Genomic DNA, 26,588 nt, shown 5'->3' with positions numbered 1-26,588 from the left:
GAATCGCCGCTCGCATTTAGTTGTGGATGTGGGTCGCGCCGGCAAAAAGATCCAGCAACCGTGCGACTTCCGGAATCAGGGCCGCCCGGCCGGCGCCAAGATACTTGCGTGAATCGACCACTGCCGGATTCTCATCCAGGTAATTGCGCACAGCGCGCGTGAAGAAGCCATTCAAATGCGTTGACACGTTGATCTTGGTCATGCCTGCGGCAATCGCTGCCACAATGTTCTCGTCGGACACCCCAGAGGACCCGTGCAGCACCAACGGCACCGACAAAGCAGCCTTCAGCTCCGCAATCCGGGTAAGGTTCAGGGCCGCGCTGCGCTCGGTCATGGCGTGCGATGATCCAACTGCAACGGCGAGTGCGTCCACGCCAGTAGCAGCCACAAACGCTGCAGCCTCGGTTGGATCGGTCAACACACCGGGGGCGTGCGCACCATCTTTGCCGCCCACCTTGCCCAGCTCCGCTTCAACGTACACGCCGCGCTCGTGAGCATACGCGGCCACGCGGGCCGTCACCTCAACATTTTGCTCATACTCAAAGTGCGCGCCGTCGAACATGATGGAGCCAAAGCCCAGATCAACGGCTTGGTATGCCAACGCCTCATCTTCGGCATGGTCCAGGTGCACCGCCACCGGCACGGAGGCCTTGCGCGCAGCCGCCAAGGTAGCCAACGCCACCGGCTCCAGGCCACCGTGGAACGCGGCGCAGTTCTCCGAGATCTGCAAGATGACAGGGCGTCCGGCTGCCTCGGCGCCGCCAATAAGGCCCTCGATGGTCTCGAGATGGATCACGTTGAACGCACCCTGGCCGGTGCCGGCCTTCGCCGCTAGATCCATGATGTCGCGTGTGTTGCTCAAAGCCATGAAATGCATTCCTTAGTTCTCGGTGCTGCCCGACGTGGCAGAAGACTAGTGGTTAGTGAAGATGAGCGCGCTGGCCAACTCGGCGTACGTGGGCGAGATTTCCCCGGCGCCAGGCATGAGGACTGCCGCAGCACTCCAGGCGGTGGCCTGGCGCAGAATTTCCCGCAGATCAGTTTCCCCATTGGCAAGTGCGACGGCGGCCGCACTCACCGCCGCGTCTCCCGCGCCGGTGGGGTTTCCGCTCAATGGTGCGGGGAGTCTGGCCTGCAGGTAGCTACCGGGGACATCGGCACTGAAGGCCAGCATGCCTTCTTCTCCCACGCTGACCAGGACGCGTTGAGCCCCAAGTCGCATGAGCGTCCGGGCAGCGGCCACCAGATCCTGCTCCCCCACAGCTTCCATTAACTCGTGGTTGTTGGGCTTGAGGAGATCCGCGCCGGCCTTTGCTGCGGCCAGAATACCGTCACCAGAGGTGTCTATGATGGCCGGCACTCCTGCCGCATGAGCCAGAGCCACCAACGCCGGGTAGAAATCAGCCGGTGCCTGATCAGGCAGGGAGCCCGAACCTACCAAGACACCTGGCCGGCGCACGCCGTCAGGGGTCTGAACACCGGCAAGGTTATCCACCACTGCGGCCGCCAGCGCTTGCCATTCGGCGGTTTGCAGGGCTGGGCCGACCTCATTGAAAATGCTCGTGGTGTTATTCGCAGCGGTATCGACCAGCGCGATGGTGCGTCGGGTCGGTGCCATAACGGGAACCAGTTGGTGCCAGATGCCGGCGGCTTCCAGATCCTGCCGGAGCTGCTCACCAGTGGCGCCGCCAGCAGTGGCAAGGGCCAGCGTGGGGTGACCCAGCTGGTGTGCCACGCGTGAGACATTCAGGCCCTTGCCGCCAGCCCTGCTCAGCGGCGTCGGTACCCGATGCGAGGAGCCAAGATGCACTCCGGCAACCGTATAGGTGACGTCAACGGCAGGGTTCGGGGTGACTGTTAGGACTACATTGTTGGCTGAGCTGGTTGGCTGCGCTCCGGCGGCCTGGCTGGCTGGGCTACTGGTGTTCATGCCTGCGCCGCCAGGCTCCGTGCCTTCAGCGCCGACCCAATGAGTCCGGCGTTTTCGCCCAGCGCCGCATGCAGGTATTCGGGGCGGCGATGGAAGGTGAGCAGTTCATCCACGCGGGCGGCGAGTGGGTCAACGAGGGCAGCTCCGGCCATGGAGAGCCCGCCTCCCAGAACCACTGTTTCGGTGCCCAGGATGGACACGCACTGGGCAATACTGAATGCCAGAGCATTGATGGCATCGCGCCACACGGCGCTGGCCGCGGCGTCGCCTTCAGCGGCCAGAGCCACCACATCGCGGGCGCCAGCCACAGTGTTGCCGGTAGCCTCGGTGTAGCGCCGGGCAACAGCACCAGCGGAGCCCAGCGATTCCATAATGACCAAGGAACCGTCGGGCGCCGGGACCAGAGCATGGCCAATCTCGCCCGCATATCCGCCGCCAGCCACACGGCGACCGTCGCACAAAACTGCTCCAGCGATACCTGTGCCAATCACCAAGATGAGCACATCCTTCTTGCCCACAGCGGCACCCAGACGGAATTCAGCTTCACCGGCCATGCCGACGTCGTGCCCGAATCCCACAGGCAGACCGAGCGCCTTGCTCAAGGTCGCAGTAAAGGGGAAGTCCTTCCAGCCCAGGTTGGAGGAGTACACGCCAACGCCTGCGGCTTCATCCACAATGCCCGGCACCGTCACCCCCACGGCGGAGATATTCAGCTCGGGGTGGGCCGCACGGTACGCAGCCGTCAGCTCCACAATTCTGGCGCAGACGGTCTCTCCCGAGCGGGCACCGTCCAATGGAGTGGGGTTGCGCGCAACATCCACCACCTCCACGTCACCGCTGGTGATGTCGCCGAGGACGATCCCGGATTTCATGTCGGTTCCGCCAACGTCAAAGGCCAGAACGGCATTCACCAGCTCGGGGGTGTGCTGCGCGCCGGGATCGTCACCGCGGTTAGTCAAGGTGTTCATGAAAGTCTCTTTCGGCGTGCAGCGCCCGCGGGCATCCAAAATGCGCGGGACTGGTGGAAGTAAACGGCAGGCACCCCACGCAATGAAGAACGTGGGGTGCCTAACATTTTAGCCAGCGGCAGAGCCCTTGCCGGGCTGCTGCGCTGACAGAGTCATCAGGAGTTGCTCGTGGTCCGGAATGACGGGGAAATCAGCGCTGCTAGTCGTCCAGAATGACCGATCGGGTCAGGTTGCGCGGCAGGTCCGGGTTCATGCCGCGGGCGCGGGCGCGCTCCAGCGTGACGCGGTGCACGCGGGCCAACTCCGCCAACGGGTGCACAGTGGTGTTGATGTAAAGCGCACCGGTCTTGACCATGTCGCGATCCAGGCCCTCGGGCTGATCGCCGAACATCCAGGTGACTCGGTTCGGGGCTGCAATGGAGATGGGTCCGTGGCGGTATTCCTTGGCCGGGTACGATTCCGTCCAGCCCTGAACAGCTTCGCGCATCTTCAGGCCAGCCTCGTGAGCCAAGCCAACTGTCCAACCGGTGCCCAGAAAGGTGAACTGCTCGGCGTCAATGAGCTCCTGCTCCACCGGGGCGGTGACGGCGGTCTTGGCGTCCTCAATGGCCTGGCTCAGGTCAACACCCACGCTGGTCAGCAAGTACGTCAGCGCCGTGGTCGCGAAACGGGTCTGCACCACCGACTTCTCATCGGCGTAGGGAAGTTCCACGACGGCGTCTGCCAACGTCATGATCGGGGAGTTAACATCTCCCACCAGTGCAACGGTGCGCACGGTGCCCTTGATGGCCGTCAGAATTTCCAGCACCTCGGTGGTGGTGCCTGAGCGGGTGATGGCAATGACGGCGTCGTAACCACGCTCGGCACCAAGGAACGCTTCGGAGGCAGCAAATGCGTCAGTAACACCTTTACCAGCAGCTTCGCGGGCAGTGGCATAACTCTGCGCCATGAACCACGAGGTACCGCAACCAATGACGGCCACGCGCTGTCCGTCGGCCGGTAGCAGGTTTTCGCTCTTGGACTGGGCAATCGCCGTGGCCCAGACGTCGGGCTGGCTGATGAGTTCGGCCTCCATGAAGGGGCCAAGCTGGGTGTTCTCGCTCATGTACGCGCACTCTCCTCGATAGGCGCTTCGCGGATGCCGCAGGGGCGTTGCGCAAAGCATTTCGTTGACCAAATTCTAACACATCTTGATTGCTTGTACGCTGAAAAAATCACAAACAATCACTTTCGCTCCGTGTGTGCCCTGATTAAGTACTTTTCTTGAGCGCCGGGAAGATCCTTGCCATCAGAATCACAGGGTGGCAATAAGGGTCCTTTGTAATGGATAACAGCGCGACGCGGGGCATACCTGTCGCGCCGCAGCTGTAACAAGCATCATCAGACCAAGCGCGCAAAATGCGCACGTGGACCCTACAGAAGATGTTTAGGGAGTTCTTGATGTCACTCGCTGGACACCACCTCAAGTGGTTGGGGATGGGACTTGCCGGTGCCGTCATGGTCGGCAGCAATCCAAGGACCACTGAATCTGGCTCTCAGCGGGTCGGCAAGCTGGACTAGTCCCTCGCGCCAACGGCACAGGGGTCTGGTTTTGCCTCCGAGGCGGCCAAGATGGTTCCCAATGGGGTTTCCGTGATCCAGGCTTCCGTCAACTGGAGCCCAGCCTAGACACTCGGAACAGCGCGCCTGCAACCATCTGTGAACGAATCGGCATCCAGTTGGAAGGCGTGCACCGACGGCACCTGGCACGAGCTTCGCGCGGATACGCCAGAGACCTAGCCTCATGACATTGGGGCTAGTGTCAAGGCTGAACAGTGCACTTAAAAGACGCACACACCTGATACCAGGGCGCATCGCATGGATGCTCCCTGGTATCAGGTGGGTGCGTCTCTATGCTTATTTCAAATTTGGGGTTAGTTGTTTGCACTTTTCTTGTAATAGGAAATTATCAAGAATATTGCGCATATGACGACGAATGCTATTGCTGCGATTGTCGTCGCAGTTATTTTGGCAGAAAATACTAGCGTTGATACGGTAACAACGGCCCCCAGTCCCACGCTAAACCATAAGTAGCGACGAGTGACATCTTGCTTGGTCATTATGTTCCTCCATTCGGTTGGCAGAGCTTACGAACACGTAGCCACAAGTAGTGACGTACCGAAGGCTATGAGCGCCCAGCCTGCCGGGGTTGGCGCCTCGGCGGGGAGAGCAATCACGTAATAGACAACGCCCAAGAGGCACTCCACCGACACTGATGCTTCGTTGAGTTGTACGAGCCACACCAGATACGGATTGTAGTGCGCGACTTGGCCTCCTGAAATATACACATCCACCATGCTTTGACACAGTTCGGGTGCCTGCCACTCGGGCCAAGCAGTTGTTGTTCCATTCAAGGCCACACAGAATCGGTCATACTCTCCGGTGGTCAGTGGTGATATTCCAGAGTTTGGTCAGATCCAGCCTGAGCAGCCGCGTCAGGGACTCGGTCTTCAGATGACGGAGTGACTGCCAGACGTTGGGCCCTTATGGCCTCGGCTATCTGAAGAGTTTTTACGTCCTGAGCTTTCTGCTCTTCGGACGTCAAAACGGCTCTCCGTGGTTCGTGGTGAATTCTGGTTTCGTGTCCTTGAATAAAGGTGGCTCGTAGCCCTGTTGTGATGGATGTTCTGACGCATTCATCTTTGACAGGACTACGAGCCTTGAACGAGCTTACTTTGGTGCACCCTGATGCTGCCACCACGATATTCAATCTGGACGACTACCGTGTCCTAGAAACCCAGACGCTGAGTTTTGGCCAACGCAGGATCCATATTGAAAGCACTGTTGAATCCGGGTGCCCTGGCTGCGGGGTCATCAGCACCCGTCGCCATTCTGGCCGGCAACAACGCGTCCGCGATATCCCTGTGGCTGGTCCGGTGGAAGTTGTCTGGGCCAAGCGCCGGCTGTTTTGCGACGAGTTATTGTGCCCGCGCAAAACGTTCTTTGAAGCCACGATAGAGGTCCCGGCTAGGGCACGTACTACGAGCCGGCTCCGTAGCGCTCTCGTGAAGGCCGTCATTGACTCTGGCCGTGCTGCCACGGAAACCGCAACCGCTCACGGCGTCTCCTGGTGGTTGGTGCAAAAGGCCTTGAACATGGCTGCAACGAAGCTTCCCAGCGTGGATCTGCTGCGCCCGCGGATGCTGGGGATCGATGAACACCGCTTCCGGTCCTTCCGTTTCTTCAAGGACCCGGAAACTAACCTATGGCAGCGGATTGAGCCGTGGATGACCACGATTGTTGACCTAGATACGAGCCAGATCCTTGGTGTTGTTGACGGCCGTGACCACACCGGGGTCGGGGCGTGGCTGATCAAACGCCCCCTGGAGTGGCGGCTCTTCGTGCAAGTTGTAGCTATTGATCCCTCGGCAGCATTCAGGAAAGCGCTACGGATGTGGCTACCCCGAACCGCCGTCTCGGTGGACCATTTCCATCTCATCCAGCTCGCCAACCAGGCACTGACAGAGGTGCGGCAGGCGCTCTCTCACCAGGTGCGGGGTCGTCGTGGCCGGGCTGTGGATCCGGCGTGGGCGCACCGGATGCTGCTCCTACGCGCCGGCGATTCACTTTCCGATCAGGCCCGGGCCCGGTTGGAGAAAATCTTCGCCACCGACGATCCGACCGGGAAACTCAAGGCAGCGTGGGATGTGAAGGAACAAGTGCGGACACTGCTGCGTACCGGCTCCTTGGAAGACGCCGAACTAGCCAAGGAAGACCTCGAGCGGCTGGTGAAGGAATCAAAGCAGCCCGAGACGACCAGGCTGTGGCGGACCATCTGCCGCTGGTGGAAAGAGATCGAGGTCCTCATCGTCACCGGTGCCACTACAGGAAAAGTAGAAGCCAACAACACCAGCATCAAACACATCAAACGCACCGCCCGTGGCTTCGTCAATAGCACCAACTACACAACTCGTATTATGCTCAGGAGCGCCGCCCGAATAGCGGTGAATCATCCATGACAACAATGGAATTCACCACGAACCGCGGAGAGCCGTCAAAACACTGGTTTGCCCGGGCTCGTTGTTGGGTGGATCTTGTTGAGGGCTGGCTGAGCTGATTGCCGCCGAACTGGCCAGCAATCCAAACGCCAAGAATATTGAAACCGCTGTTCTTGAAAATTTGTTTTTCATGAAAATCCCCTGAAATAAGTTGACGGATCGGACCCCAAAGCTACCCAACTGCTAATCCCACAATTCCACCACCCTTGGTTACTGTCAACACATTCGAATACAATGTTTGATTAAAACTAATAATTATCAAAAGGTTCGAATATGTTAAAGTGATGGTCCATCCGGTCATTTTCGATGAATTTCAAACTGCCCCATGATACGGTTCGGCAAATTGATGTGAATGCCACTTTTCTCCGGGTCTGCAGAATTGAGAGCGTAGGCAATACTGGCAGCGTCCGCGGCAAGTACTCCCGAACCCGCCGAATCAACAGCCCTGAATCCCTGTATGGCCACGGGCAATGACGTATGAAGAGTCGGATGCGGTGAGAGCCACGACGCAACCCATCCCAGCAACGGGACACCGGGCGCGCCGTGGGTGACCCATCTAGGCTTGCGAGTTGCTGAGTTTCTGTGCAAGAAGCAAACGAGCAGAATATCCGATCACGGCGGGGGCCGCAGCAAAGGTAACGTACTGCAGCCAGAGCGGCGAGATGACGGCCGGATCAACAATGATGAAAGAGCAGCAGACCGCCACAAATAGAAGGGCCACCGTCACGGCAGCACTAAATCCTTCAGCCTTCTTGCCGGTCTCTCTGTCGATTTCATGAAAACCTCCAACAGTAAATCCTAAGAGCGCGGTTGATGCCATGAGTCCGAAGACTGCCAAAAAGATCATGAATCCCATGTGAATATTCCTCCCTCTCTAGTGGGTCCCCGCTAGTGCCCAATACGAGCTAACTACTGCTTTGCTTGCTTGCTTGCTTGCTTGCTTTCACAATCTTGTCAGCTTTTGCAAAGGCTGCAACAACCTCCGCGGCCCCTACTGCCAAGCTGGCGATTCCGGCTGCACACAGGGCCGAGGTGCCAATAACCCACCAAAGACACGGATCTGAAACTACCGGAAACGCCGCGTTTGCTGTGTACTCACGCCCCCGAAGCCCGTGAATATCTGCTGCAATACCTCTCACCACTGGGCTGAGAACACATCAACCTCACCGGCGCAGTTAAGCCTTCCGGACCCCGGCCCGCCAAACCCCGGCGGTCAGGGGCATACCCGGACGGTACGCCAAATGCGTTGCTGACGGCGCGCGCAGCATGTGCACATCTGCTCGATGCCCCACAGCCAGCGAACCCACAGCCCGCTGACCATCCTCGTCCCGGCCGGATTCGACTCCCAGAGCCAGCGCTCCCCCATAGGTCGCCGCCCGGACGGCTTCATTGATGCTCAGTCCCATCTGCAGCACGGCAGTGGCCACACAAAATGCCATCGAGGACGTGTACGACGTTCCAGGATTACAGTTGGAGGCAATGGCCAGTTGCACACCGGCATCCAGCAGCGTTCTGGCGGGAGCCAACGGAGCTCGGGTGGAGAGATCGCAGGCGGGAAGCACCGTCGCGACAGTGCCGCGCTGCCCAGCCCCGCGCCCCGCGTTGGCTCCCCCGTCCCAACCGGACCAGGACTGCGCAAGGAGCGCAACGTCGTCGTCCGTCAGGAAATTCACGTGGTCAACGCTCGCCGCGCCGAACTCCACGGCGAGCTCAACACCTGCTCCGTGACCCAGCTGGTTGCCGTGCACGCGCAATCCCAAGCCGGAGTCGCGGCAGGCGGTGAGCACTGCGCGCGACTGGTCCGGGGTGAAGGCGCCACGCTCACAAAAGACGTCGGCCCAATCGGTGTAGGGGCGCACGGCGTCGAGCATATCGGTGCAGACCAGCTCGGTGTAGGCGTCGGCGTCCATGCCGCTGGGGACAAGATGGGCACCCAAAAACGTGACTTGATCGGCCACGGTGGAGGCGATTCTGGCGCTGCGACCCTCCTGCTCGACGTCCAGGCCGTACCCGGTTTTCGTCTCCAGATAAGTAGTGCCCTGGGATACGGCTTCCGCCAAACGTCCCAAGCCGAGGCGGGTGAGATCGTAATCGGTGGCGGCGCGTGTTGCCTCCACGGTGAGCGCAATTCCACCGGCTCTATAGCTTTCGCCGGCCATGCGCGCCTCAAATTCGGCCGTCCGATCCCCTGCAAAAATGAGGTGCGAATGCGAATCCACCCAGCCAGGAAGCACCGCCCTTCCCTGCGCATCCGTGTGCTTGTCGGCGGCCGGAGCCTCGCTGCTGGGGCCGATCCAGGCAATGCGCTCGCCCTCAAGGACCATGGCCGCGTCACGCAAGGTGCCAAGCTCCCCGTCTTGGGTCATCAGTTCGCCAATATTGCTGATCAGTTCACTCATGGCCCTAGCGTACGACGGCGGCGGGCTGGTTGGGGTGCCTCAGCGCGGGGTTGAGTCTGGGATAACGGACACCAGCATGCCGGCCAGCTTGCGGGAGTGGGAACTTGGGCCGGAGAATGGACTTCATGACCTTTGTTTCGCTCTTGGCCTTTGCCGGACTGTGCCTCATGCTGGCCCTTATTCCCGGGCCTGACACATTTATGGTGCTGCGCATTTCACTGAGCCGAGTGGGCGCGGGCATTTCTGCGGCAGCCGGTTCTGGCACGGGCGCATTAGTCTGGGCCGCCTTGGTGGGCTTTGGCCTAGCCGCCATTTTGGAACAGTCCGCCGAAGTGTTCCGCTGGATCAAGATTGCCGGTGGTTTGTACCTGCTCTACTTGGGCATCTCCTCATTTTTGAAGGCCCGCAAGGCCGCCAAAGCCGGGATCGCCGCCGGCGGCGACGGTCACCAACCGCTGGTTTACAGCAAACGCGCAGGCTATGGCGCCGGCGTCGTATCCACCCTGCTCAACCCCAAAGTGGGCCTGTTCTATCTGGCCGTTGTGCCCCAGTTCATCCCCCAGGGCGCCAATACACTGGCCATTGCCATGATTCTAGGACTCACCTTGGCGGTCATCGGATTCCTCTACCTGGCCACCATCGCATTCCTCGCCTACCGGGCCATGAAGTGGCTGCGCAAGCCCAAGGTTAACACCCTCATTGAACGCATCAGCAGCGGCATCTTGGCCGTGCTGGGCGTGGGCGTCGTGGCCTCCGGGGCCACCAGCTAGTTCAGTCCCGCACGCTGTGGACTCAGTGCAGCGGCCAACGCACTGTCCTCATCGGGCAGCGTCCCGGTGACCAGCTGCGCGGCCATGGTGGCTAGTGCCGCCGACGTTTGAATTCCGTAGCCGCTCTGCCCGGCCAGCCAGAAAAAGTTGGGCTCCTCCGTGTCCATTCCCACCACCGGCAATCCGTCGGCCGGCTGGGTCCGCAGCCCCGTCCATGCCCGGACGACGCCGGTGATCCTCAGGGTGGTCACGGCATCAATGCGCTGGATTAGTTGGGCGATGTCTGCCTCCACCACTTGTGCGTCACCTGGCTCGGCAAGGACACTCTCGCACGGCGAGATCAGGAGGTGACCGCCGTCGGGCCTGTAGTAGAAGGACTCATCAGCTGGCTCCACCATGGGCCCGGCGGGATCCACTGGGAATTGAGTGGACACAATGGCTACGCTGCGCCGGTATGGCCGTAGACCACGAGGCCGGGCACCCACCATCTGCGCCACCGTGTCTGCCCACGCCCCGGCGGCGTTGACAACTATCCGCGCCTCGATGGTGTGCCCGCCAGCCGTCACGGTGAATCCGGCGCCCGTGGCTTCTACCGCGGTGACAGGGTGCTCCGTCAGAAATACCGCACCTGCCGCCACGGCCTCGCGCCGGTAAAAGTCCAGAAGGGCAGGGACGTCCACTTCGTGGGCTGTCTCATCGAGCGCTGCGGCTTCAAAGGTCTCCGGGCGCAGATCCGGGCTGCGATGCATGGTCTGGGCCTGATCGAGCGCGGTCAAGGAACTGTGTGTGGCCACGAGTGCCTGAACTTCTGCCACCGTACCAAGGGTCATGAGGTGCCGGGGAATGAGAATGGGCGAAGACAGGCCGGCGGAAATTTGCTCCACCAGGGCTATGCTCCGGTGCGTCAATTCCTGAATAGGAGCCGGCCCGTAGCCGGGCTGCATCTGCCGGGCCGAGCGTGAGGAGGTGTGATACGACAACGTCCTCTCAGCCTCCACCAGAATTACGGGAACAGTCGGGGCCAACTGCCACGCCAGAGACAGTCCAGCAATGCCGCCGCCAATGATCAATACATGCGTTTCCATGGCGCCATGGTGACACATCAAGTAGTGCGCGCGCCAACTAGGGTCGGGATTGGGATGGAGAACCGGGGCGCTGGCAGCTCGACGGCGCCGTTCTATTTTTCGTACTTCCAGAATCGTCCCTTGCCATCGGCAATCCATTCCAGGGCTTCGTCGATTCTTCGTTGTCGAGTGGCCTCGGTCTTTGCACTTTCAAGCCACACAATATAGTTCTTGCGGAATGACGGTGAATGGTTTTCAAAAACTTGTTTTGCAACGGGATTCGTGGAGAGTGCTTGCAGGAAATATCCCGGAGTGTCCAAGGATTTGCTGCTTGGTGCAGCTTTGGCAGTCTTGTCGAGTTTTACGCCTCTTTCGTTCAAGTCCATCGCTTGTTTGACAAAGCCTGTGAGCTCTTCATCTGATGGCAGCTCGGTCATGCTCGTGATTCTGCTCATGAATCGCTGACCCGGCTTCACCTTTTTGCCACCAGCGAACCGGGGATCGCTCATGAATTCTGACTTTATGAATGTGAGCGAACAGTGATTCTTGGCGGAAGCCAGAACGCACATAAAATCGTCTTTGTAGTCAAAATGCGGGATCGCCCACTTGATGGATTCCACTACATCGGGGCAGTTTCTATGTATCAGCTCTCGAAGGTGATCGAGGATGGGTCTGGCAAAATCGGCTGAGTTTTCGATGTACTCAGTGACTTTTAGGTCAATATTCTTGAGTAACATTTTTGTCTATTCTCCTTCGGGCCTAGTGAATAACTTTTGAATTTAGCCCCCCAGCCGGACAGCCTTCGAGAAACATCCTTAGAGCTGGCTGGCTTTGGCGTCGGCGCCAGCTGTACGAGTGGCAGCTGCTTATGTCTTCGTTGCTTTGGGTTCATCGGTAAGTATCTCTACGAGTGGGCTACACCGTCGACCTTGCGCTGAAGCATGGCGCTTTCGACGACGTTGGCGCACAGCTCGATGGCCTGCTCGAGCGCTGCCCGCGCCTCGTCCGGACGGCCAAGTCGGGTAAGCAATTCGCCCCGGATCGCGGGCAACAGGTGTGAGCCATCCAAATGGCCCCGTGACGCAATGGCGTCAACTAGAGCGAGCCCGGCCGCCGGACCAGAGGCCATCGCGACTGCGACAGCATGGCCCAGGTCGATCACGGGTGACGGTGTCAGCCGACCGAGAGCTTCGTAGAGGATGACGATACGCTGCCAGTCGGTCTCAGCCACGGAGTGCGCCACCGCGTGACACTCGGCGATGGACGCTTGGAGACCGTACGCGCCCAGCCCACGCCCAGCCGCCACAGCCTGAGCGAGCGCCGCGCGTCCGCGCCGGATGGCCGACTGGTCCCATAGGCGTCGATCCTGGTCCTCCAGCAGGACAGGCCAGCCAGACGCGTCAAGTCGTGCTGGAAAACGGGCTGCAGTGAGCTCCAACAATGCGAGCAGCCCGAATACCTCAGGCTGCGGCCGGAGACGCACCAACGCGCGGGCCAACCGGAGTGCTTCGTTGGCCAATTTCGTGCGAATCCATTCGTCGCCGTTCGATGCAGACGACCCTTCCGTAAAGACCAAGTAGATGACCTGAAGGACTGAGCCAAGCCGCTCGACCAACTCGTGCGGTTCCGGCACACCGAAGGGGACTTTGGCCGCAGCGAGCGTCTTTTTGGCGCGGGTTATGCGTGCCTGAACCGTCGGCACTGGCACGAGAAAAGCCTTCGCGATTTCGCCGGTACCCAGTCCACCGACGACGCGCAGCGCCAAGGCAATCCGTGACTCCTTCGATAGCACCGGATGGCACGAAATAAACATCAAGGCCAGCACGTCGTCGTCGATCGCGTCGGGGTCAAAAAGCGTATCCACGCCCGGCAACTCCTCGTCGAGGTCGCGGGCAAGCAGGGCATAGCGATCGTCTTGTGCGGACCGGCGCCGAAAGGCATCGATCGCCCGGCGTCGACCCACCGTCAGTAGCCAACCTGTCGGCTCGGCCGGGACTCCATCGACAGACCAGGAAACGAGCGCCTCGGCCAAGGCCTCTTGCGCAAGGTCTTCGGCCAGCGAGAAATCGCCTGTATAGCGGGCGAGGGCGCCAACGACGCGGGCGGACTCTCTGCGCCACACCACCTCGACGGCGCGCCGCGCCTCTGTGTTGCTCACTCGATCAGAGCTGCCCGGTCTGCTCGCGCCAGGCGCGCTCCTTCTGTATCCAGGTGTTGTCCTGGGGGAACTCATCAATCGAGGGCACACGACGGATCTCGGTCTTACTTCCCGCGGTCATCGGTGCACGCTTGGCCCATTCGACTGCCTCTTGAATCGAGGCGACGTCGAGGATGTAGTAGCCGTTGAAGAGTTCCTTGATTTCTCCGTAGGGACCGTCAGTCACGACCGGCGTCTCACCCGTGAAGTCGACCACGACGCCGTTATTTGCATCGTCGAGACCTTCGGCCGCCAGCAGGACTCCAGCACGGATCAACTCGTCGTTGAATTTGCCCATCGCCTCGAGGACCTCGGTGAAGTCGGCGCTCATGAAGTTGGCGAACGACTCCTCCGTTGCGCGCATGATCAGCATGTACTTGGCCATTGTGTACTCCTTGGTTCTGGAAGGTCGCTCTTTGACCTTCTCACCCATAGGTCGAACGGCGCTAGGCCAGATCGACACATGCTGAAGAATTCTTCAATACTTTTCCATCGGGACATCTAGAGGCTTAAACTCGATCCCGTTTACAGGCTCCCCCGGTTGGTTCATAGTCGAGGTATGAGAACAGCTGGAATTCTCCCCGAAGACGCCCCCGATCCTCGTGCCGAAGGGGTCGAGAATCTGAAACTCATGCCTATTCCGGTGATGGGGCTCGTGGCCCAACCATCATTGGAGGACACGGATGCCGTCAGTCCGAGCTACAGCGGGGGTGATGGTGGGTATAGCGAAATGACTGCGAGCATCACCTATACGCTCTGGCGAAACCCGGATGACCGCTCAGACCCGGTAAACCTTGCGGTCCTCGACGAGCAGACACGCAGATCAATCGAGGAAGCCCCTCCCTGGCCTCAACCCCCCTGGCTGATCGAGCACGTGGAGCGAATGCATTACCCTCAGCTGTGGGAAGCGGTGCGAACCACTTGGACCCGCGATCCCTCCGAGCGTTCTACCGTCCAGAGCTTACTGGCAGATCACGTCAACCACATCCTCATGAACTTGTACCGGCAGGAGCTCTGGCCGGGCAGTAACCCGTGGGACTAGCACGAACCCGCGGTAACCGGCCGGATGGTCAACGGCCGGGCCAGGACCGTCATCAACGGGGTCGACGTGCCCGGCGCGGAGGTCGATACGGACCCATTCGTGTACGGCATCGGAGCCCAACTGGCAGGCGGTGGCGTCGTGACAGCCGTGCTTCCACGCGCTGAACTCAAGTACCTCCAGGTCCAGTTCACGCCCCGGAGCTAGCGACCACACCTCAGCGTCCGTACCTTAGTCTTCGTCGTATTCCATACTATTGCGAATCCAACGCGAGCCAGGGCCTTCGGATGCCGCCTCGTCTTGCGAATTGAAGAGATGGCATTTCTTGAGGGACAAGCAACCGCAGCCGATGCAGTCATCGAGCGATCCTTGGAGCTTTTCTAGCTGGCGGATTCTTCGTGCCACTAGCAGCGTCCAATGTGTGCTCAGCTGATGCCAATCGTCCTGAGACGGAGCCTTGTCTGAGGGCAGTTCGGCCAGTGCTTCCGCAATTTCGGCCAGCGTGAGTCCCACTCGTTGCCCTGCGGCGATGACGGCCAGCCGCCGCAGGGTGTAGCGGCGGAAGAGGCGCTTGTTGCCCGCGGTGCGTTCGGAAGATATCAGGTTTCGAGATTCGTAATACCTGACAGTCGGAACTGACAAGCCGGCACGGCTGGCAATTTCACCGATTGGCAGCAGGCTTCTGGGTATGGCGGTGGTCATGTGCTCATGCTTGCATGCCACCAGCTTGACCTCAAGTTAGCTTTAGCTAGTTCTATGAAGCGTACGCACTCGAACACAAGGAGAAGCTTGGGCATCCGGCAACCACTTCTCAGACAAGGAATATCAAGAATGAAAATCCTCAACGTCTCCATCACTGTCCGTGACCTCGCGAAAGCAGTTCAGTTCTACCGTGATGACCTGCTGCTACCTGTCGAAGTGACTTCCACCAGCGTGGTGGTCCCCATTGGCTCAAGCCGACTAACGCTGAGTGCCGGAGATAGTTTTGAGGGTGTCCATCACCTCGCCTTCGGCATCCTGCCATCAGAGTTTGATTTTGCCCACGAATGGCTGGCCCGACGCGTCTCCCTACTTCAGGCAGACGGCTCAGATGTCATCCTCGGTTCGAAGGAATGGCAATCTCGTTCGCTGTACTTTTTGGGACCCGAAGGCATTATCTTGGAGTTCATCGCTCGCGAGGCTGATGCCTCCACTCTGATCAGCAAGGGCAAAAATCCGCATATGTTGTCCATCAGTGAAGTTGGGATTGGCGTGGAAGACGTGCTGGCCACCGTAGCAACACTGTCCGAAGAATTGGCTATCCCCAACTATTACGATTGCTCCAGCATGTTCGCCTCAATGGGCAGCCATGATGGCCTCCTGATCGTTGTGCAACAGGAACGGCTCTGGTTCCCCAACAAGGTATCTCAACCAGCAAGTGGCCCACTGAGTGTTCAGATCGAAGCACCGGCAGGGAAATCTCGGGTAGATCTCAACTCGAGAATTTCGATAGTCAGAGCTTAGCCAAGGCCTTCACCGGAGTTCACTCGACGCTGTTGGCTCGGGCGGATGTTTCCACTTCGGCAAAGAATCGTTCGTCCTGAATTCCAATTGTGAGGGAGCTGCGGCTGTCGTTGTAGGTGACATCAATGTCGATACCGTTGACGTTCCACATCTTCCGCAGGCCTCTCTGCCCGTGCCATGGAATGGTTGGCTCGCCGTGGAGGTCTATCAGTTGACTGAGAATGGCTTCGAAGCAACGCGTTGCATCGGGGTTTGGAGGCGCCGAATCCAGTCGGAGCTTTAAATGTATGGATTCTATGAGTCCGCCAAGTTCCCGCGAAGTGGCGAATATGGGAGGGCCCTCATTCCCTGTTTCTAGGTGAAAATGGTCCGCGATATCACGAACATCGTTAGTGTTTGCGGGAGACTTCTTTCCGTGGCCCCATCCCAGACGCTTGAACAAGGCATCATTTTCGGATTGATTCTTGGGCCAGGGATGTCGGATCGCTGCTTCAACCAGGTCAACGATGGCAACAAGTTGGGGAATTTCGTTCATGAATTGTTCTGGGGATGTCATCTCGCCACGCTATGCCGGAACCCAGCGGTTCGCCAGAGGCCAGAAGTTGCAGATCGACTGCGACTTGGATCAGCCAGCCTATGAATCCGCCTCGCAGGGGCGCCTCCAGCGGGACGGGCTGCTTGGAGTGGGTTAGTCCGCGGTGAAGTGCGCGACGTACCTGCGTTGCCACGGTGTCTCGACGGCGCGTGGGTTATAACGCTCACGAACGAACTTCACAGCTTTGTCGGCGGGCACGCCGTCGAGCACGGCGATACACGCCAGCGCGGTAGCCGTGCGGCCATGACCACCGTCGCAGTCGATCTCGACTCGCTCTCTTTGAGAACGAATCCAGGCTTCACGCAGTGCGTCCAGTGCGTCGTCGTGGTCCTTGGGTAGCCGAAAATCGGGCCACAGCACCCATCGTGATTCCCATGTTGGCGTGGCCGGTCTCTTGCCCAGGAGGTAGAGCGCGAAGTCGGGTGGAGCTCCACTTGGGATTGGCTGATGAAGGCCGCGCCCGCGCAGCAATCGGCCCGACGGCAACCGCATCACACCCGATTCTTCAGCATCCCAAACACTTCGCATGATCCCAAGATATCTGCCGACTGGGGATCTGCAACGGGTCCGTGGTGCCATCGTCTGAGCCGGTCATCGAATCTGAGATGCCCGTGCGGCGGTGGTCGGCTAAGCGTGCGACGTCATGGCTCGCGGAGCGCGGCGATGTTAATCACCGTCCCGTCAGGGGCACGGACGAAGAATCGGCGAATACCCCAAGGCTCCGTGCTCAAAGGGTGGACAATCTCATAGCCGCGTCTACGAGCCTGGGCGTAGGCGTCGTCGACGTCATCGACTTTGACGGTGAGCAGCGGGTTCTCGGGCGCCGCAGCGTCCCGCGACACGAGCTGAATGTGCTCCCCAGAACTCGGCACGACAAAGCGAGTGACCCAGTCAAGACCCAAGTCTTCCCCGGCGAGCCCAAGGTAGTCCGAGTAGAAGGCCCTCGCCTCCTCAATGTCGGGCACCGTGAGGTCAATCGTGACGCGGATGACGCGCATGGGCTTCTCCAGTCGTTGATGTCCCTCAATCGTGCCGCCCGACCCGGCGAGTGTCCACCGCAGACAACAAAACGCCGGCCGGCCCGGTCAGTGACAGACGTTCACGCAAGATGAACCCGACATTCCCGGCCATACGCGATCATCATCAGACGAGCGCTTGGCAGGACGGCTACCCGAGACAGATGGGACAATGCAGCCCCAAGGATGCTGGATCGTTGGATGCCAGCGGTTTATTGCCTGTTGGCGTCAATTTCGCGCACATGTACGCTCACAAGGTCTTCGATGAGGCGGCTGGACAGGGTCTTGTCCAGAGTAAATTGGATCGCGTGTTTGGTTGTCTTGTAGTCCTTGAGCTGGTCTCTCAGCTCGTCAATCGCCCACGAGGAGGGATAGAAGCTCAAATGTTTCTTGGACGCGGTGAAGTACACCAGTGCCCGGTTCCTGTATTTGAGCGTCGGCATCCCGTAACTCAGGGTCTCCACGGTGTCCGGGACGAGCTGAGTCACGAGCGCACGGATCCGCTCAAGTTCTGCTCGGCACGCCGGGTCGAGCGCACTGAGATACTCTTCGACGGTCTTCGCTTTTTCACCCATGACTCGAGTGTAGAGATCCACGGCCCCGGCTACTCTTTGACGGAAATTCGAGCACAAACGACGTGGTCATGGCTTCACGTGCTGGCAATGAGCTCGACCTCGAAACCAGCAGAATTTTCCAAGTATGCAGCATAGTGTCCGGCGCCGCCAGCATGGGGATATTTGTCTGCGAACAGTGCTTTCCAACCGTGCTCAACCCCCTCTTTTAAGAGAGCGTCAACACGATCTGCCGTGCCTGCGTGGAAAGCCAGGTGGTTCAACCCAGGAGCCGTCCGCTGATGAATTCGCGCGCTCAGAGCCGGGGACTCTTCCACGACTATGTACGTAGCGCCCTGTTTCCAGCTGCCGCCGTTCGGCCACGTTTGAAAGGACTCGTAGCCAAGGCTGGACAGTAGCCAGCCCCATTCATCAGTGGCCCGTGCAAAATCAGGTACCCACAGTTCAACATGGTGCAACGTGCCCAGAGGAATCTCAGTCATCCACCGAGTCTTGCACGTAACCAGCACGCACTCCCCTATCCCGGAGCCCGCCACGCATATCCTCCCCCTGTCATGAAATTGCCGTAGCTGAACAGATGATGGAAGGCTGAGGAAAGAAAGCAGTAACCAAGAGAGGCTGATAGTCCCGTGAACCTTGAGAATGATCCCGAGCATGCATCCCAACTCTGCCGCGAAGCGCAGCTGCGATTAGCTGGCCGCGTTGCGCAGCTGAGCGACAAAGACATCGCCTCACCAAGCCTTCTTCCCGGTTGGAGCGTTGGCCACGTATTGACCCACTTGGCACGCAATGCTGACGGCCATGCTCGCCGCCTGGCCGGCGCCTTGGAGGGCAAAGACGTTCCGAAATATGTTGGCGGTGAGGATCAGCGCAGGCAAGAAATTGAGCTTGGATCAACACGTCCGGCCGCCGAGATCATCGAGGACCTCAAGTCCAGCATTGTCCAACTCGAGGAAGTTTTCGCGCGATGCACGGCGGCAGGCTGGCCCAATGGCCAGTTGCTGGGCGGCGGGCACTATGGCGCCTCCGAGTGTCCTGCTCACAGGCTGCGCGAAGTGGAAATGCACCACGTGGATCTCGGGATGGGCTACACGCCCTCGGACTGGCCGGATGACTACGTGGCGTGGGATCTCTCAGAGCTGCTCGCCTCTGTCCCTGAGCGGCTTGAATCACTGGCTGATCGCCGCTCCTTCATGGCATGGCTTGCCGGCCGCGGGCCCCTCGATGCGTCAACGGCCCTGTCTCCCTGGTAGCCCAGCCTCCCTGATAGCCCAACAAAACGACTGCTGCTGCGGGGCGCTTCGCGTTCACGCCCACCAATGCACGCACGGCCGTGAAAGGATGAAAACATGGTCTTGGAAATCTTCACCCTGTCCGGCACAAACTTCCGCCTGCGCAGGGCGGTCGAGTCCGACGTCGTGCCCATTATTGAGCTCATGAACAACGATCCCATTCGAGCGGCGGAGAACTCTGCTGCTGCCCAGGACCAAGCTCCCTACATCGCGGCCTTCCGCGCCATTGACGCCGAACCGGCGCAACAGTTAATTGTGGTTGTAGATCACGCGGAGAATGTTGTTGCCACGATGCAGCTGACCCTCATTCCAGGCCTTGCCCGCTTGGGTTCCACGAGATTGCTGGTGGAGGCGGTGCGAGTGGATGAGAAGTTGCGTGGAAACGGGCTGGGATCGGCCATGATGACGTGGGCTGTAGAAGAAGGACGACGGCGTGGCGCCGCCTTGGTCCAATTGACCAGTGACAGAGCCCGTCAGGACGCGCACAGGTTCTACGAGCGGCTGGGTTTCACCGCCTCTCACGTGGGGTTCAAACTAATCCTCTAGCGAGGACCTCGCCGCTAGCTCTGGCCCGGCGAAACTGCTGGCCACCTTTTCCAAGTTCTCGCGATAGCTGTGCCACCAGGCTGAGTCCCCCTCCGCCATGTTGTCGTTATCGTCCCGATGTCCGACGCTGCCGTCGATCAACTCGCGCACAATGTCGGCGTGACCAACATGCCGCAGTGTTTCGGCGGTGACATGCACCAGGATGCGGGTCAGGCTGACAGGGTTACTTGCCTTGCGCCACCATGGCACCTGACCGCTTGCATCCATCGGGAGCTCGGAAATCGTAGTATCGGCATGGGCCCACACTCGTTTGTAAAGGGCCACGAGCTCTTCGCTGGACTCCTCTGCGGTGGCCCACATATCCACATTCTCCGGCGCGTCGATTGCCATCCAAGGGTGATTCTCGGGGAAGGGACGGCCGAAGACCGCGCCAAAGTACGCAGCCTCGACCCCTGCCAAATGCTTCACCAACCCCAGTAGGTTGGTACCAGTGGTGGTTAGGGGACGACGCAGATCGTATTCAGAGAGTCCCCCAAGCTTCCACACCATCGCATCGCGGCCTTCTTGCAAATATCGGCGTAACTCAGCCTTGGCAACATCACTCATGTGTGCCAGTTTGTAGCAGTTCATCCTCAATCACAAGCACACGTGCACCAAGATGCAGCTCACCACTCCAGAGGACTCCGACGGTTGGGCGCTTCATCTCGACGTCGCGACAGGGCAGGGTTACCCTTCACTGCGATGGACCACGCAGCTAACGCGAAGGCAGCTGCGGCCAGAACATCTAAGGCGAACCTGTCCATCCCGGCCCCTGTCAGCAGGTCGACTACCCCCATGACCACAAACCCAACTGCTACGACGGCCACGCAAGAAGAAAAGATCAGCGCCCATCGGGGTAGCTTTCGAAGTTCTTGCATGGCGGCCAACTCCTGAGACTAGAGTAGAAGCGTGCAGTGATCCACATCATACGCCTGTCACTATTCCCCGCGGAGGATGGAATAGAGCATGGAGTCCCGGCGCTTCCCACGGACCAGCCGATGCGAACGCAGCCGTCCTTCCCAAGACAACCCGTTCTTTTCCAGCACTCGAATATGATTCTCGGGGCCCCGGCTAGAGTCCACCTGGGGCATCAAAACGAGCCTTTGACCTGCGGTTTCATACTGCAGGTCAAAGCTATTTAGGGCCAAAAACGAACTGCTCCCCCTTTCAGCTGGATGAACTCCCCCTTCTTGACTCCAAAGATGTCGTCAAAGTCTGCGACCAGGCGGCGGATTGCCCTTGCGCCGCTCCTACGGTTTGGTCGAGCTGCACGGACCAGACAACAGATACCGGCTCGAGTGGATCCCCCAGAAGCAAATTACACGGGTGGAATACCAGGATTTGGCTCGGGCGCTAGTCTGCGTCCATACCTTGAGGTGGCCGAGGTGGCGAAACCGTCCAGGCCATCAATACCAGGATCCTGTCACTAAGCCGGGTTGCTGTCGCCTGTACTCTTCGCCCTCTCGAGCGCCCGGTAGACCGTTGACCGTGCGACAGAGAAGAGCTCGGCGATTTCATACATGCTGTGCTCGCCAGCTGCATGAAGCTCAACGAGGTGGCGTTCCTGGGCTGGCGACAGTTTCGGTGGCTTCCCGCGCAAGCGGCCTTTGGCCTTAGCGACCTTCATTCCTTCGCGCGTTCGCGCCCGGATGAGATCTCCTTCAAATTCAGCAACCATCGCCAGAACGTTGAAAAGCAGCTTTCCTATGGGATCTAGCGGATTGTGGACTGATCCGCCAATATTCAACTTAATGTCCCGGCTGGCGAGCTGGTCAGCGATCTCATGGGCATCCCTTACGGAGCGAGCCAGTCGATCCAGCTTGGTCACAACGAGCGTGTCCCCGGCACGGCAAGCGGCCAACGCCTCACGCAAACCTGGACGGTTCCTATTTGATCCAGTCAGTCCGTGATCTACGTAGATCCGATCCTCGCCTATATTCATAGCCGCCAGCGCGTCGCGCTGCGCGGTCAAGTCTTGCTCGTCGGTGGAAACCCTTGCATACCCAATTAGTAATTCAGACATGCTCAGCAGTGTCCCATATGACGCCCGCTCACTCGACAGCTCACCGGGCTACCCCTACGGGACAGTCCAAAAGCCGCCATCATATAACCGCAGGTCAGGAGATGGTTCGTCCGGTGAGGGACCGTCTTACGGGCACTGATAGTGAATCGGTATGCGGGAGGTCTGGACGCGTCCAGCTGAGCACAGATGCGGTAGCATTATCGCAGAGGGAAAAATCCCGTCAGGCTCCGGCCGGCGGAAACGCACAAGCGTCTCGTGGGAGTCGCCACTTCTTCATCGAAGGAGTGCGCCCATGTGCGAACCCATGACCTCCCCAGCCACAGCGGCCCCACCGCAGCGTCTCCGCGACGCGTGGATTCCGCTGGCCGGCCTCTCGGCGGTGTTCCTGTTCGAGATGCTCGACAACTCCGTCTTGAACGTGGCGCTTCCGACTATCGGGCGCGAGCTGGCGGCGTCCACCGCGTCGCTTCAATGGGTCTCCGGCGCGTACTCGGTCGCGTTCGGAGGCCTGATGCTGCTGTTCGGCGCGGTCGCAGACCGTGTCGGCCGGCGCCGGGTGATGCTCGTCGGCCTGACGCTGCTCGCGGTCGTGAGCATCCTGACCCTGTTCGTCACCTCGGTGGAGCAGCTGATCGCCGTGCGGGCTCTGTTGGGGGTCGCCGCGGCGATGACGACGCCGGGATCGATGGCGTTGGCGTTCCGCCTGTTCGACGACGACGATCTGCGCGTGCGCGCCCTGACGGTCATCTCGACCGCGGGGCTGGTCGGCTTGGCCGTCGGGCCCACCATCGGCGGATTCGTGCTCGCCGTGGCACCGTGGCAAGTGCTCATCCTCGCCAACGCTCCCATCGCGGTGATCGCCTTGCTCGGGATTCGAGCCGGGATCGCCGCCGATCGTCGAACCGACCTCCACCGTGACCCCGTCGACGTGATCGGTGCCGTCCTGGGCACGGCGACCGTCGTCGGCGTCCTCCTCACACCGACCCTGTTCGTCGCCGGCACCGACGTCGCTCTGGCCTGGGGTGCAGCGGCTGCCACCGTGGCCGCAGTGGTCGGCTTCGTAGCCCGAGAGCGCACCGCGCGCCACCCGCTGCTGGAGCTTCGTCTCGTCGTACAGCCGCTGGTCGCCAGCGGCCTGGCCTACAAGGCCGCGGCCGGGCTCGCGATGGCCGGGCTGTCGTACATGGTGACGTTGCAGTTGCAGTTTGCCTGGGGGTGGCCACCGGCTCTAGCCGCTGTCGGCACGCTGCCGCAGGTCGTGGTGCTTCTCGCGAGTGGCCGCTTCGTCGGTCCGTTCGTGAAACGTGTGGGCCTCGACCGGGCGGCCTGGATGAGCGCTGCCGCCGTGGTCGCCGGACTCGCCGTGTTCGCGCTCCTCGGCCGATTCGGCTACCCCTGGGTGCTGGTCGCCCTCGTGCTCGTCGCCGCCGGGATGCGGGTGGTCGGCGTCGTCGCCGGAAACAACGTGCTCCGCGGTCTCCCCGAGAATCGCACCTCCATCGGTGCTGCCCTGGTCGACACGGCCAGCGAGATCGCGACCGCTGTCGGGATCGCCGCGACCGGCACGATCCTCGCCGCTCTCGTCGGCAGCAGTATCGCAACAATGACCTTCACCTCGGATCAGCTCGCGTCATTCCAGCAGGCGCTCCTTATCGCGGGCCTGACCATCACCGCCCTCGCGGCCGCGCTCGTCTGCATCGGTATCCACCGTTCGCGCCGGGCCCCCGCCCAGCCCACCACCCAGGAGCCTTCCTATGTCTGACCTCATGCCCCGCCCTCCGTTCGATCCTGAGCTCGCCACATTCCTCACCGCCCTCGAGGCCCGCGGGCCGTTTACCCTGACCACCGAGATGCTGCCCCGGATGCGCGGACTCGACATCACCGAAGAAGCGCTCGACGAGCGGCTGCGGTCTCGTGGGTACGAGCGGCGAACACTCACGGTGCCCGGCCACCTCGGGGATCCGATCACCCTCGCGGTCATCCAACGGATCGGCCGCACCGGAGCCACGAGCGCGGTGTACACAATCCACGGCGGCGGGATGATGTTCGGCCACTACCTCGGCAACCTCGACTCGTACGACGACTGGCTGCTGGACGACCACGACGTCGTGCTCATCAGCATCGACTACCGCCTCGCCCCCGAATACCCCGACCCGTACCCGGTCGAGGACTGCTACGCCGGGCTCGTCTGGGTACACGCCCACGTCCGCGAGCTCGGCATCGACCCCGAGCGCATCGTGATCGCCGGGCAGAGTGCCGGCGCCGGGCTCGCCGCCGGAACCGCCCTGCTCGCTCGCGACCGGAAAGGGCCGGCGCTCCTGGCGCAGATCCTGGTGTCACCCATGCTCGACGATCGCGACTCCACCGTGTCGACGAAGCAGATCGACGGTGTCGGGGTCGCGGATCGGCAGATGACCCGCTTCGGCTGGGACGCCTACCTCGGCTCCCGCCGAGCCGGCGGGGACGTGTCTGTCTATGCAGCACCGGCGCGAGCGACCGATCTCTCCGGACTCCCTCGAACCTACATCGACTGCGGAAGCGCGGAGGTCTTCCGCGACGAGACGGTCGCCTACGCCAGCGGGCTGTGGGCTGCCGGTGGTGACGTGGAACTGCACGTGTGGGCGGGAGCCTTCCACGGCTTCACGAGCATGATGCCGACCGCCACCATCTCTGTGAGCGCAACCGAAGCGCTGGCCGACTGGACCCGGCGACTTCTCGGTTCAGGTGCCCGCTGAGGGATCCCCAATCGAGGCTAACTTTCCATAGCGGACACCGCGGATGGGGCAGACTGATTGCAGACAGAAGTGTGGCATTACTATAATCGTTTGCGTAGCTTAGTCAATTAAAAAAGGGGGAATTTGAATGTCAAAACGCATCTTGTACTCCCGTCCGGACGGCAAATGGGCGTGGCGTCTGGAAGCCGACAACGGCCAGATCATCGCGGTTGATGGCAACCAAGGCTATGACAACGAAGCTGACGCTCGGAGCATGGCGGACAAAGTTATTGGAGGCACGTTCGCGGCCGCCGAGAAAAAAATCATCAGGCCGCGGTAGGAAAATACGGTCTCCTTCAGGTCCGAGGAGTACCAGCTGGGCGCTGAACTCAAGACCGAAAAGGACCAATGTGCAGCTGGTTGATGTTGGTCGCCGACCAGTCCATCCGCAGATGTCCCGTGCGCGTACAAGGATTCACCTGAGGAACGGTGAAGTGTCCCGGTTATCGTTCCCTTGTGAACCCAGTCGGTAGCGCAAGCGCCTCACGGTGCCGGCATGCCCGTCGTTGGTTCGTTGGGCAGTTCAGCCGGCTTCACCAGCCGAGGTCTTCGTCGCCGAGAGAGCAGAATCGTGGTGAAGTCGAGTCGCCAGAGTCGACCAGCTCCCGCAGCTGTCGTGCCGCAAGCGCGGGGTGTTTGGACGCATCAGGCTGGCCCATGCCTGTGGCCAGCTTCCCTGGGTGGACAGCCCAAGCTCTGACCTTTCCCTGAAGGTCCTGGGCAAGCGAGATCGTCAGCATGTTCTGAGCCGCTTTGGAGATCTTGTAGGCGTAGCTCGTTGACAGGCCCGAAAAGTCTCCCCTGGCTTGGGCTGATACGGAGCCAAGTCGCGAGGTTACGTTGATAACGAGCGGGTCCGAAGCTGCCAAAAGGTTCGGAAGCAGCGCTTGCACCAGACGCAGCGGCCCTCCCACATTGACATCGACAGCATCCATCACACCGAGAGTAGATATAGATCCAAGCTGTTGATGCTTTGCGCCTTGGGCAGCATTGTTGATCAAGAGGTCAACGGGACGCTCACCGATGACAGTATGTAGCTCCTGGAAGTCTTCGTTCCGGACGTCGTGCACCACAGTTTCAACAATGCCAGGCGAATTCCAATTCAGTGGGCCGGCCTTCGACCGACTCATCGCGATGACGATCCATCCAGAGTCTGAGAACTCATCGACAAGAGCCCTGCCCCACCCCCGACTCGCACCGGTAACCACTGCCAGTCTCTTCATATCTTCGAGGTTAGTCGCCACATTGGAATGAGACGAAACCTTGGCCAGACCCAACACCGTCCCACAGAGCGTTGGGATACATGGAGATCGGAGCGTGGCAACAAGTACCTTGAAGGCATTGAGGAGGTACTCACATATGACGGCGGCGCGCCTGTCGCTTGTTATGCTTCGCTCATGGGACTTTTGGGGCGTATTTTTGGTCGATCAGAGCAACGTGGGAGTGCGGATGCGCCAAAGATGCCGACATCATCACTCCCGCCAATGTCGAACCTTGCTGCGCAGACTCCCGAACCATTGCCAGCGACGGATCTCGTCGGGACTCGGTCCGTCGATAACTATACGAACGAAGATGTGGAGACGGTCACCTTACCGTCTGGTGATTTTTCGGTTTTAGACCTCACCGAGCTTCAGACTGTGCGGGCTCGGATTGTGGGGTCAGGATTTTGGGTAACGACACGAGAACGAGCCGTTTACGGTGGCATGGAGTATTTGCTCGTCCGAGAACCAAAGAATAAGCATGATGAGAACGCCGTCGCGATCTACGGAAAAGGACGCAAAGTCGGATACGTTACGACATCTAAGGCGGCAGCTATGTCAGCGC

General features: G+C 60.2%; 30 protein-coding genes and 1 pseudogene. 10 read left to right on the top strand and 21 right to left on the bottom strand.

Features of this window, described 5'->3' with window-relative positions:
- Positions 1-16: 16 nt before the first annotated feature.
- From CXQ93_RS02935 to CXQ93_RS20370, 5 genes are all read right to left on the bottom strand, one after another.
- Complete coding sequence (locus CXQ93_RS02935; protein WP_104108955.1) at positions 17-868, bottom strand: class II fructose-bisphosphate aldolase; 852 nt, start codon at positions 866-868, stop codon at positions 17-19.
- A gap of 45 nt (positions 869-913) precedes the next feature.
- Positions 914-1,930 carry a 1-phosphofructokinase family hexose kinase gene (locus tag CXQ93_RS02930; protein ID WP_104108954.1) on the bottom strand — a complete coding sequence of 339 codons (1,017 nt, stop codon included), beginning with the start codon at positions 1,928-1,930 and terminating at the stop codon, positions 914-916.
- Complete coding sequence (locus CXQ93_RS02925; protein WP_104108953.1) at positions 1,927-2,898, bottom strand: ROK family protein; 972 nt, start codon at positions 2,896-2,898, stop codon at positions 1,927-1,929. Before CXQ93_RS02925 ends, CXQ93_RS02930 begins: the two co-directional genes overlap by 4 nt.
- 199 nt (positions 2,899-3,097) lie before the next feature.
- Positions 3,098-4,003 carry an SIS domain-containing protein gene (locus CXQ93_RS02920; RefSeq protein WP_104108952.1) on the bottom strand — a complete coding sequence of 302 codons (906 nt, stop codon included), beginning with the start codon at positions 4,001-4,003 and terminating at the stop codon, positions 3,098-3,100.
- A gap of 1,021 nt (positions 4,004-5,024) precedes the next feature.
- Positions 5,025-5,225, bottom strand: coding sequence for a hypothetical protein (locus CXQ93_RS20370; RefSeq protein ID WP_146073150.1), 201 nt, complete (start codon positions 5,223-5,225; stop codon positions 5,025-5,027).
- A gap of 372 nt (positions 5,226-5,597) precedes the next feature.
- Here CXQ93_RS20370 and CXQ93_RS02915 point away from each other — a divergent pair, with 372 nt between their 5' ends.
- On the top strand, positions 5,598-6,896 hold the full coding sequence (locus CXQ93_RS02915) for an ISL3 family transposase (RefSeq protein WP_104109191.1): 1,299 nt from the start codon (positions 5,598-5,600) through the stop codon (positions 6,894-6,896).
- Between the two features lie 595 nt (positions 6,897-7,491).
- Here the strand turns inward: CXQ93_RS02915 and CXQ93_RS02910 are convergent.
- Entirely contained in the window at positions 7,492-7,791 is a 300-nt protein-coding gene (locus tag CXQ93_RS02910; protein ID WP_104108951.1) for a hypothetical protein, read from the bottom strand.
- 319 nt (positions 7,792-8,110) lie between these two features.
- Complete coding sequence (locus CXQ93_RS02905) at positions 8,111-9,334, bottom strand: amidohydrolase family protein (RefSeq protein ID WP_104108950.1); 1,224 nt, start codon at positions 9,332-9,334, stop codon at positions 8,111-8,113.
- Between the two features lie 125 nt (positions 9,335-9,459).
- Between CXQ93_RS02905 and CXQ93_RS02900 the strand changes: the two genes are divergently transcribed.
- Complete coding sequence (locus CXQ93_RS02900; RefSeq protein WP_104109190.1) at positions 9,460-10,104, top strand: LysE family translocator; 645 nt, start codon at positions 9,460-9,462, stop codon at positions 10,102-10,104.
- Here the strand turns inward: CXQ93_RS02900 and CXQ93_RS02895 are convergent.
- The 4 genes from CXQ93_RS02895 to CXQ93_RS02880 form a co-directional block, all read right to left on the bottom strand.
- A complete protein-coding gene (locus CXQ93_RS02895) occupies positions 10,101-11,189 on the bottom strand; it encodes an FAD-binding oxidoreductase (RefSeq protein ID WP_181036025.1) in 1,089 nt (362 codons plus the stop codon). The two genes, CXQ93_RS02900 and CXQ93_RS02895, sit on opposite strands and share 4 nt — an antisense overlap.
- Before the next feature lie 92 nt (positions 11,190-11,281).
- Positions 11,282-11,905: a YdeI family protein gene (locus CXQ93_RS02890; RefSeq protein WP_104108948.1), complete on the bottom strand. Its 624-nt coding sequence runs from the start codon at positions 11,903-11,905 to the stop codon at positions 11,282-11,284.
- Positions 11,906-12,072: 167 nt separating this feature from the next.
- The gene (locus CXQ93_RS02885) at positions 12,073-13,326 is read right to left on the bottom strand and encodes an RNA polymerase sigma factor (RefSeq protein WP_104108947.1); all 1,254 of its coding nucleotides are present in this window, start codon (positions 13,324-13,326) and stop codon (positions 12,073-12,075) included.
- A gap of 4 nt (positions 13,327-13,330) precedes the next feature.
- Entirely contained in the window at positions 13,331-13,750 is a 420-nt protein-coding gene (locus CXQ93_RS02880; RefSeq protein WP_104108946.1) for a YciI family protein, read from the bottom strand.
- 174 nt (positions 13,751-13,924) lie between these two features.
- Between CXQ93_RS02880 and CXQ93_RS02875 the strand changes: the two genes are divergently transcribed.
- Positions 13,925-14,407 carry a hypothetical protein gene (locus CXQ93_RS02875; RefSeq protein ID WP_258068548.1) on the top strand — a complete coding sequence of 161 codons (483 nt, stop codon included), beginning with the start codon at positions 13,925-13,927 and terminating at the stop codon, positions 14,405-14,407.
- Positions 14,408-14,635: 228 nt separating this feature from the next.
- On the opposite strand, the gene soxR is transcribed toward CXQ93_RS02875, so the two are convergent.
- Positions 14,636-15,106, bottom strand: a complete 471-nt coding sequence (gene soxR, locus CXQ93_RS02870; RefSeq protein WP_104108945.1) for a redox-sensitive transcriptional activator SoxR — start codon at positions 15,104-15,106, stop codon at positions 14,636-14,638.
- Between the two features lie 129 nt (positions 15,107-15,235).
- Here soxR and CXQ93_RS02865 point away from each other — a divergent pair, with 129 nt between their 5' ends.
- Entirely contained in the window at positions 15,236-15,907 is a 672-nt protein-coding gene (locus CXQ93_RS02865) for a VOC family protein (RefSeq protein ID WP_104108944.1), read from the top strand.
- Between the two features lie 19 nt (positions 15,908-15,926).
- On the opposite strand, the gene CXQ93_RS02860 is transcribed toward CXQ93_RS02865, so the two are convergent.
- The 5 genes from CXQ93_RS02860 to CXQ93_RS02840 form a co-directional block, all read right to left on the bottom strand.
- The gene (locus CXQ93_RS02860) at positions 15,927-16,463 is read right to left on the bottom strand and encodes a hypothetical protein (RefSeq protein ID WP_146073149.1); all 537 of its coding nucleotides are present in this window, start codon (positions 16,461-16,463) and stop codon (positions 15,927-15,929) included.
- A gap of 132 nt (positions 16,464-16,595) precedes the next feature.
- Entirely contained in the window at positions 16,596-17,030 is a 435-nt protein-coding gene (locus CXQ93_RS02855; RefSeq protein WP_104108942.1) for a protein-tyrosine phosphatase family protein, read from the bottom strand.
- A gap of 113 nt (positions 17,031-17,143) precedes the next feature.
- Positions 17,144-17,500 carry a VOC family protein gene (locus CXQ93_RS02850; RefSeq protein ID WP_104108941.1) on the bottom strand — a complete coding sequence of 119 codons (357 nt, stop codon included), beginning with the start codon at positions 17,498-17,500 and terminating at the stop codon, positions 17,144-17,146.
- A gap of 230 nt (positions 17,501-17,730) precedes the next feature.
- The gene (locus CXQ93_RS02845; RefSeq protein ID WP_146073148.1) at positions 17,731-18,093 is read right to left on the bottom strand and encodes an iron chaperone; all 363 of its coding nucleotides are present in this window, start codon (positions 18,091-18,093) and stop codon (positions 17,731-17,733) included.
- 74 nt (positions 18,094-18,167) lie between these two features.
- A complete protein-coding gene (locus CXQ93_RS02840) occupies positions 18,168-18,572 on the bottom strand; it encodes a VOC family protein (RefSeq protein ID WP_104108939.1) in 405 nt (134 codons plus the stop codon).
- 147 nt (positions 18,573-18,719) lie between these two features.
- On the opposite strand from CXQ93_RS02840, the gene CXQ93_RS02835 reads away from it, so the two are divergent.
- Positions 18,720-19,343, top strand: coding sequence for a maleylpyruvate isomerase N-terminal domain-containing protein (locus CXQ93_RS02835; protein WP_104108938.1), 624 nt, complete (start codon positions 18,720-18,722; stop codon positions 19,341-19,343).
- A 96-nt stretch (positions 19,344-19,439) separates the two neighbouring features.
- On the top strand, positions 19,440-19,928 hold the full coding sequence (locus CXQ93_RS02830; RefSeq protein WP_104108937.1) for a GNAT family N-acetyltransferase: 489 nt from the start codon (positions 19,440-19,442) through the stop codon (positions 19,926-19,928).
- Here the strand turns inward: CXQ93_RS02830 and CXQ93_RS02825 are convergent.
- From CXQ93_RS02825 to CXQ93_RS02810, 3 genes are all read right to left on the bottom strand, one after another.
- Positions 19,917-20,534, bottom strand: coding sequence for a DinB family protein (locus CXQ93_RS02825; protein ID WP_104109189.1), 618 nt, complete (start codon positions 20,532-20,534; stop codon positions 19,917-19,919). The two genes, CXQ93_RS02830 and CXQ93_RS02825, sit on opposite strands and share 12 nt — an antisense overlap.
- Before the next feature lie 59 nt (positions 20,535-20,593).
- On the bottom strand, positions 20,594-20,845 hold the full coding sequence (locus CXQ93_RS02820; protein ID WP_104108936.1) for a hypothetical protein: 252 nt from the start codon (positions 20,843-20,845) through the stop codon (positions 20,594-20,596).
- 548 nt (positions 20,846-21,393) lie between these two features.
- Positions 21,394-21,990, bottom strand: coding sequence for a recombinase family protein (locus tag CXQ93_RS02810; RefSeq protein WP_104108934.1), 597 nt, complete (start codon positions 21,988-21,990; stop codon positions 21,394-21,396).
- A 292-nt stretch (positions 21,991-22,282) separates the two neighbouring features.
- Between CXQ93_RS02810 and CXQ93_RS02805 the strand changes: the two genes are divergently transcribed.
- The 3 genes from CXQ93_RS02805 (at position 22,283) to CXQ93_RS02795 (ending at position 25,044) form a co-directional block, all read left to right on the top strand.
- Positions 22,283-23,752, top strand: a complete 1,470-nt coding sequence (locus CXQ93_RS02805; protein WP_258068546.1) for an MFS transporter — start codon at positions 22,283-22,285, stop codon at positions 23,750-23,752.
- Complete coding sequence (locus CXQ93_RS02800; RefSeq protein ID WP_104108933.1) at positions 23,745-24,725, top strand: alpha/beta hydrolase; 981 nt, start codon at positions 23,745-23,747, stop codon at positions 24,723-24,725. Before CXQ93_RS02805 ends, CXQ93_RS02800 begins: the two co-directional genes overlap by 8 nt.
- A 127-nt stretch (positions 24,726-24,852) precedes the next feature.
- A complete protein-coding gene (locus tag CXQ93_RS02795; protein ID WP_104108932.1) occupies positions 24,853-25,044 on the top strand; it encodes a YegP family protein in 192 nt (63 codons plus the stop codon).
- A 253-nt stretch (positions 25,045-25,297) separates the two neighbouring features.
- Here CXQ93_RS02795 and CXQ93_RS02790 read toward each other — a convergent pair whose 3' ends face one another.
- Positions 25,298-25,987, bottom strand: a complete 690-nt coding sequence (locus CXQ93_RS02790) for an SDR family NAD(P)-dependent oxidoreductase (protein WP_104108931.1) — start codon at positions 25,985-25,987, stop codon at positions 25,298-25,300.
- 27 nt (positions 25,988-26,014) lie between these two features.
- On the opposite strand from CXQ93_RS02790, the pseudogene CXQ93_RS21335 reads away from it, so the two are divergent.
- Positions 26,015-26,587 (top strand): annotated as a pseudogene (locus tag CXQ93_RS21335) (HIRAN domain-containing protein); the annotation flags it as partial.
- Position 26,588 lies beyond the last annotated feature (1 nt).

It is taken from the genome of Arthrobacter sp. N199823, assembly GCF_002929705.1.
GTDB lineage: Bacteria > Actinomycetota > Actinomycetes > Actinomycetales > Micrococcaceae > Specibacter.
This window is presented reverse-complemented; position numbering and strand designations above follow the sequence as displayed.

What these genes read in the sequence shown, in the direction of transcription:
- CXQ93_RS02935 (WP_104108955.1), bottom strand. Translation starts at nt 868, where the DNA reads ATGGCTTTGAGCAACACACGCGACATCATGGATCTAGCGGCGAAGGCC.
- CXQ93_RS02930 (WP_104108954.1), bottom strand. Translation starts at nt 1,930, where the DNA reads ATGAACACCAGTAGCCCAGCCAGCCAGGCCGCCGGAGCGCAGCCAACC.
- CXQ93_RS02925 (WP_104108953.1), bottom strand. Translation starts at nt 2,898, where the DNA reads ATGAACACCTTGACTAACCGCGGTGACGATCCCGGCGCGCAGCACACC.
- CXQ93_RS02920 (WP_104108952.1), bottom strand. Translation starts at nt 4,003, where the DNA reads ATGAGCGAGAACACCCAGCTTGGCCCCTTCATGGAGGCCGAACTCATC.
- CXQ93_RS02910 (WP_104108951.1), bottom strand. Translation starts at nt 7,791, where the DNA reads ATGGGATTCATGATCTTTTTGGCAGTCTTCGGACTCATGGCATCAACC.
- CXQ93_RS02905 (WP_104108950.1), bottom strand. Translation starts at nt 9,334, where the DNA reads ATGAGTGAACTGATCAGCAATATTGGCGAACTGATGACCCAAGACGGG.
- CXQ93_RS02900 (WP_104109190.1), top strand. Translation starts at nt 9,460, where the DNA reads ATGACCTTTGTTTCGCTCTTGGCCTTTGCCGGACTGTGCCTCATGCTG.
- CXQ93_RS02895 (WP_181036025.1), bottom strand. Translation starts at nt 11,189, where the DNA reads ATGGAAACGCATGTATTGATCATTGGCGGCGGCATTGCTGGACTGTCT.
- CXQ93_RS02890 (WP_104108948.1), bottom strand. Translation starts at nt 11,905, where the DNA reads ATGTTACTCAAGAATATTGACCTAAAAGTCACTGAGTACATCGAAAAC.
- CXQ93_RS02880 (WP_104108946.1), bottom strand. Translation starts at nt 13,750, where the DNA reads ATGGCCAAGTACATGCTGATCATGCGCGCAACGGAGGAGTCGTTCGCC.
- CXQ93_RS02875 (WP_258068548.1), top strand. Translation starts at nt 13,925, where the DNA reads ATGAGAACAGCTGGAATTCTCCCCGAAGACGCCCCCGATCCTCGTGCC.
- soxR (WP_104108945.1), bottom strand. Translation starts at nt 15,106, where the DNA reads ATGACCACCGCCATACCCAGAAGCCTGCTGCCAATCGGTGAAATTGCC.
- CXQ93_RS02865 (WP_104108944.1), top strand. Translation starts at nt 15,236, where the DNA reads ATGAAAATCCTCAACGTCTCCATCACTGTCCGTGACCTCGCGAAAGCA.
- CXQ93_RS02860 (WP_146073149.1), bottom strand. Translation starts at nt 16,463, where the DNA reads ATGACATCCCCAGAACAATTCATGAACGAAATTCCCCAACTTGTTGCC.
- CXQ93_RS02855 (WP_104108942.1), bottom strand. Translation starts at nt 17,030, where the DNA reads ATGCGAAGTGTTTGGGATGCTGAAGAATCGGGTGTGATGCGGTTGCCG.
- CXQ93_RS02850 (WP_104108941.1), bottom strand. Translation starts at nt 17,500, where the DNA reads ATGCGCGTCATCCGCGTCACGATTGACCTCACGGTGCCCGACATTGAG.
- CXQ93_RS02845 (WP_146073148.1), bottom strand. Translation starts at nt 18,093, where the DNA reads ATGGGTGAAAAAGCGAAGACCGTCGAAGAGTATCTCAGTGCGCTCGAC.
- CXQ93_RS02840 (WP_104108939.1), bottom strand. Translation starts at nt 18,572, where the DNA reads ATGACTGAGATTCCTCTGGGCACGTTGCACCATGTTGAACTGTGGGTA.
- CXQ93_RS02830 (WP_104108937.1), top strand. Translation starts at nt 19,440, where the DNA reads ATGGTCTTGGAAATCTTCACCCTGTCCGGCACAAACTTCCGCCTGCGC.
- CXQ93_RS02825 (WP_104109189.1), bottom strand. Translation starts at nt 20,534, where the DNA reads ATGAGTGATGTTGCCAAGGCTGAGTTACGCCGATATTTGCAAGAAGGC.
- CXQ93_RS02820 (WP_104108936.1), bottom strand. Translation starts at nt 20,845, where the DNA reads ATGCAAGAACTTCGAAAGCTACCCCGATGGGCGCTGATCTTTTCTTCT.
- CXQ93_RS02810 (WP_104108934.1), bottom strand. Translation starts at nt 21,990, where the DNA reads ATGTCTGAATTACTAATTGGGTATGCAAGGGTTTCCACCGACGAGCAA.
- CXQ93_RS02805 (WP_258068546.1), top strand. Translation starts at nt 22,283, where the DNA reads ATGTGCGAACCCATGACCTCCCCAGCCACAGCGGCCCCACCGCAGCGT.
- CXQ93_RS02800 (WP_104108933.1), top strand. Translation starts at nt 23,745, where the DNA reads ATGTCTGACCTCATGCCCCGCCCTCCGTTCGATCCTGAGCTCGCCACA.
- CXQ93_RS02795 (WP_104108932.1), top strand. Translation starts at nt 24,853, where the DNA reads ATGTCAAAACGCATCTTGTACTCCCGTCCGGACGGCAAATGGGCGTGG.
- CXQ93_RS02790 (WP_104108931.1), bottom strand. Translation starts at nt 25,987, where the DNA reads ATGAAGAGACTGGCAGTGGTTACCGGTGCGAGTCGGGGGTGGGGCAGG.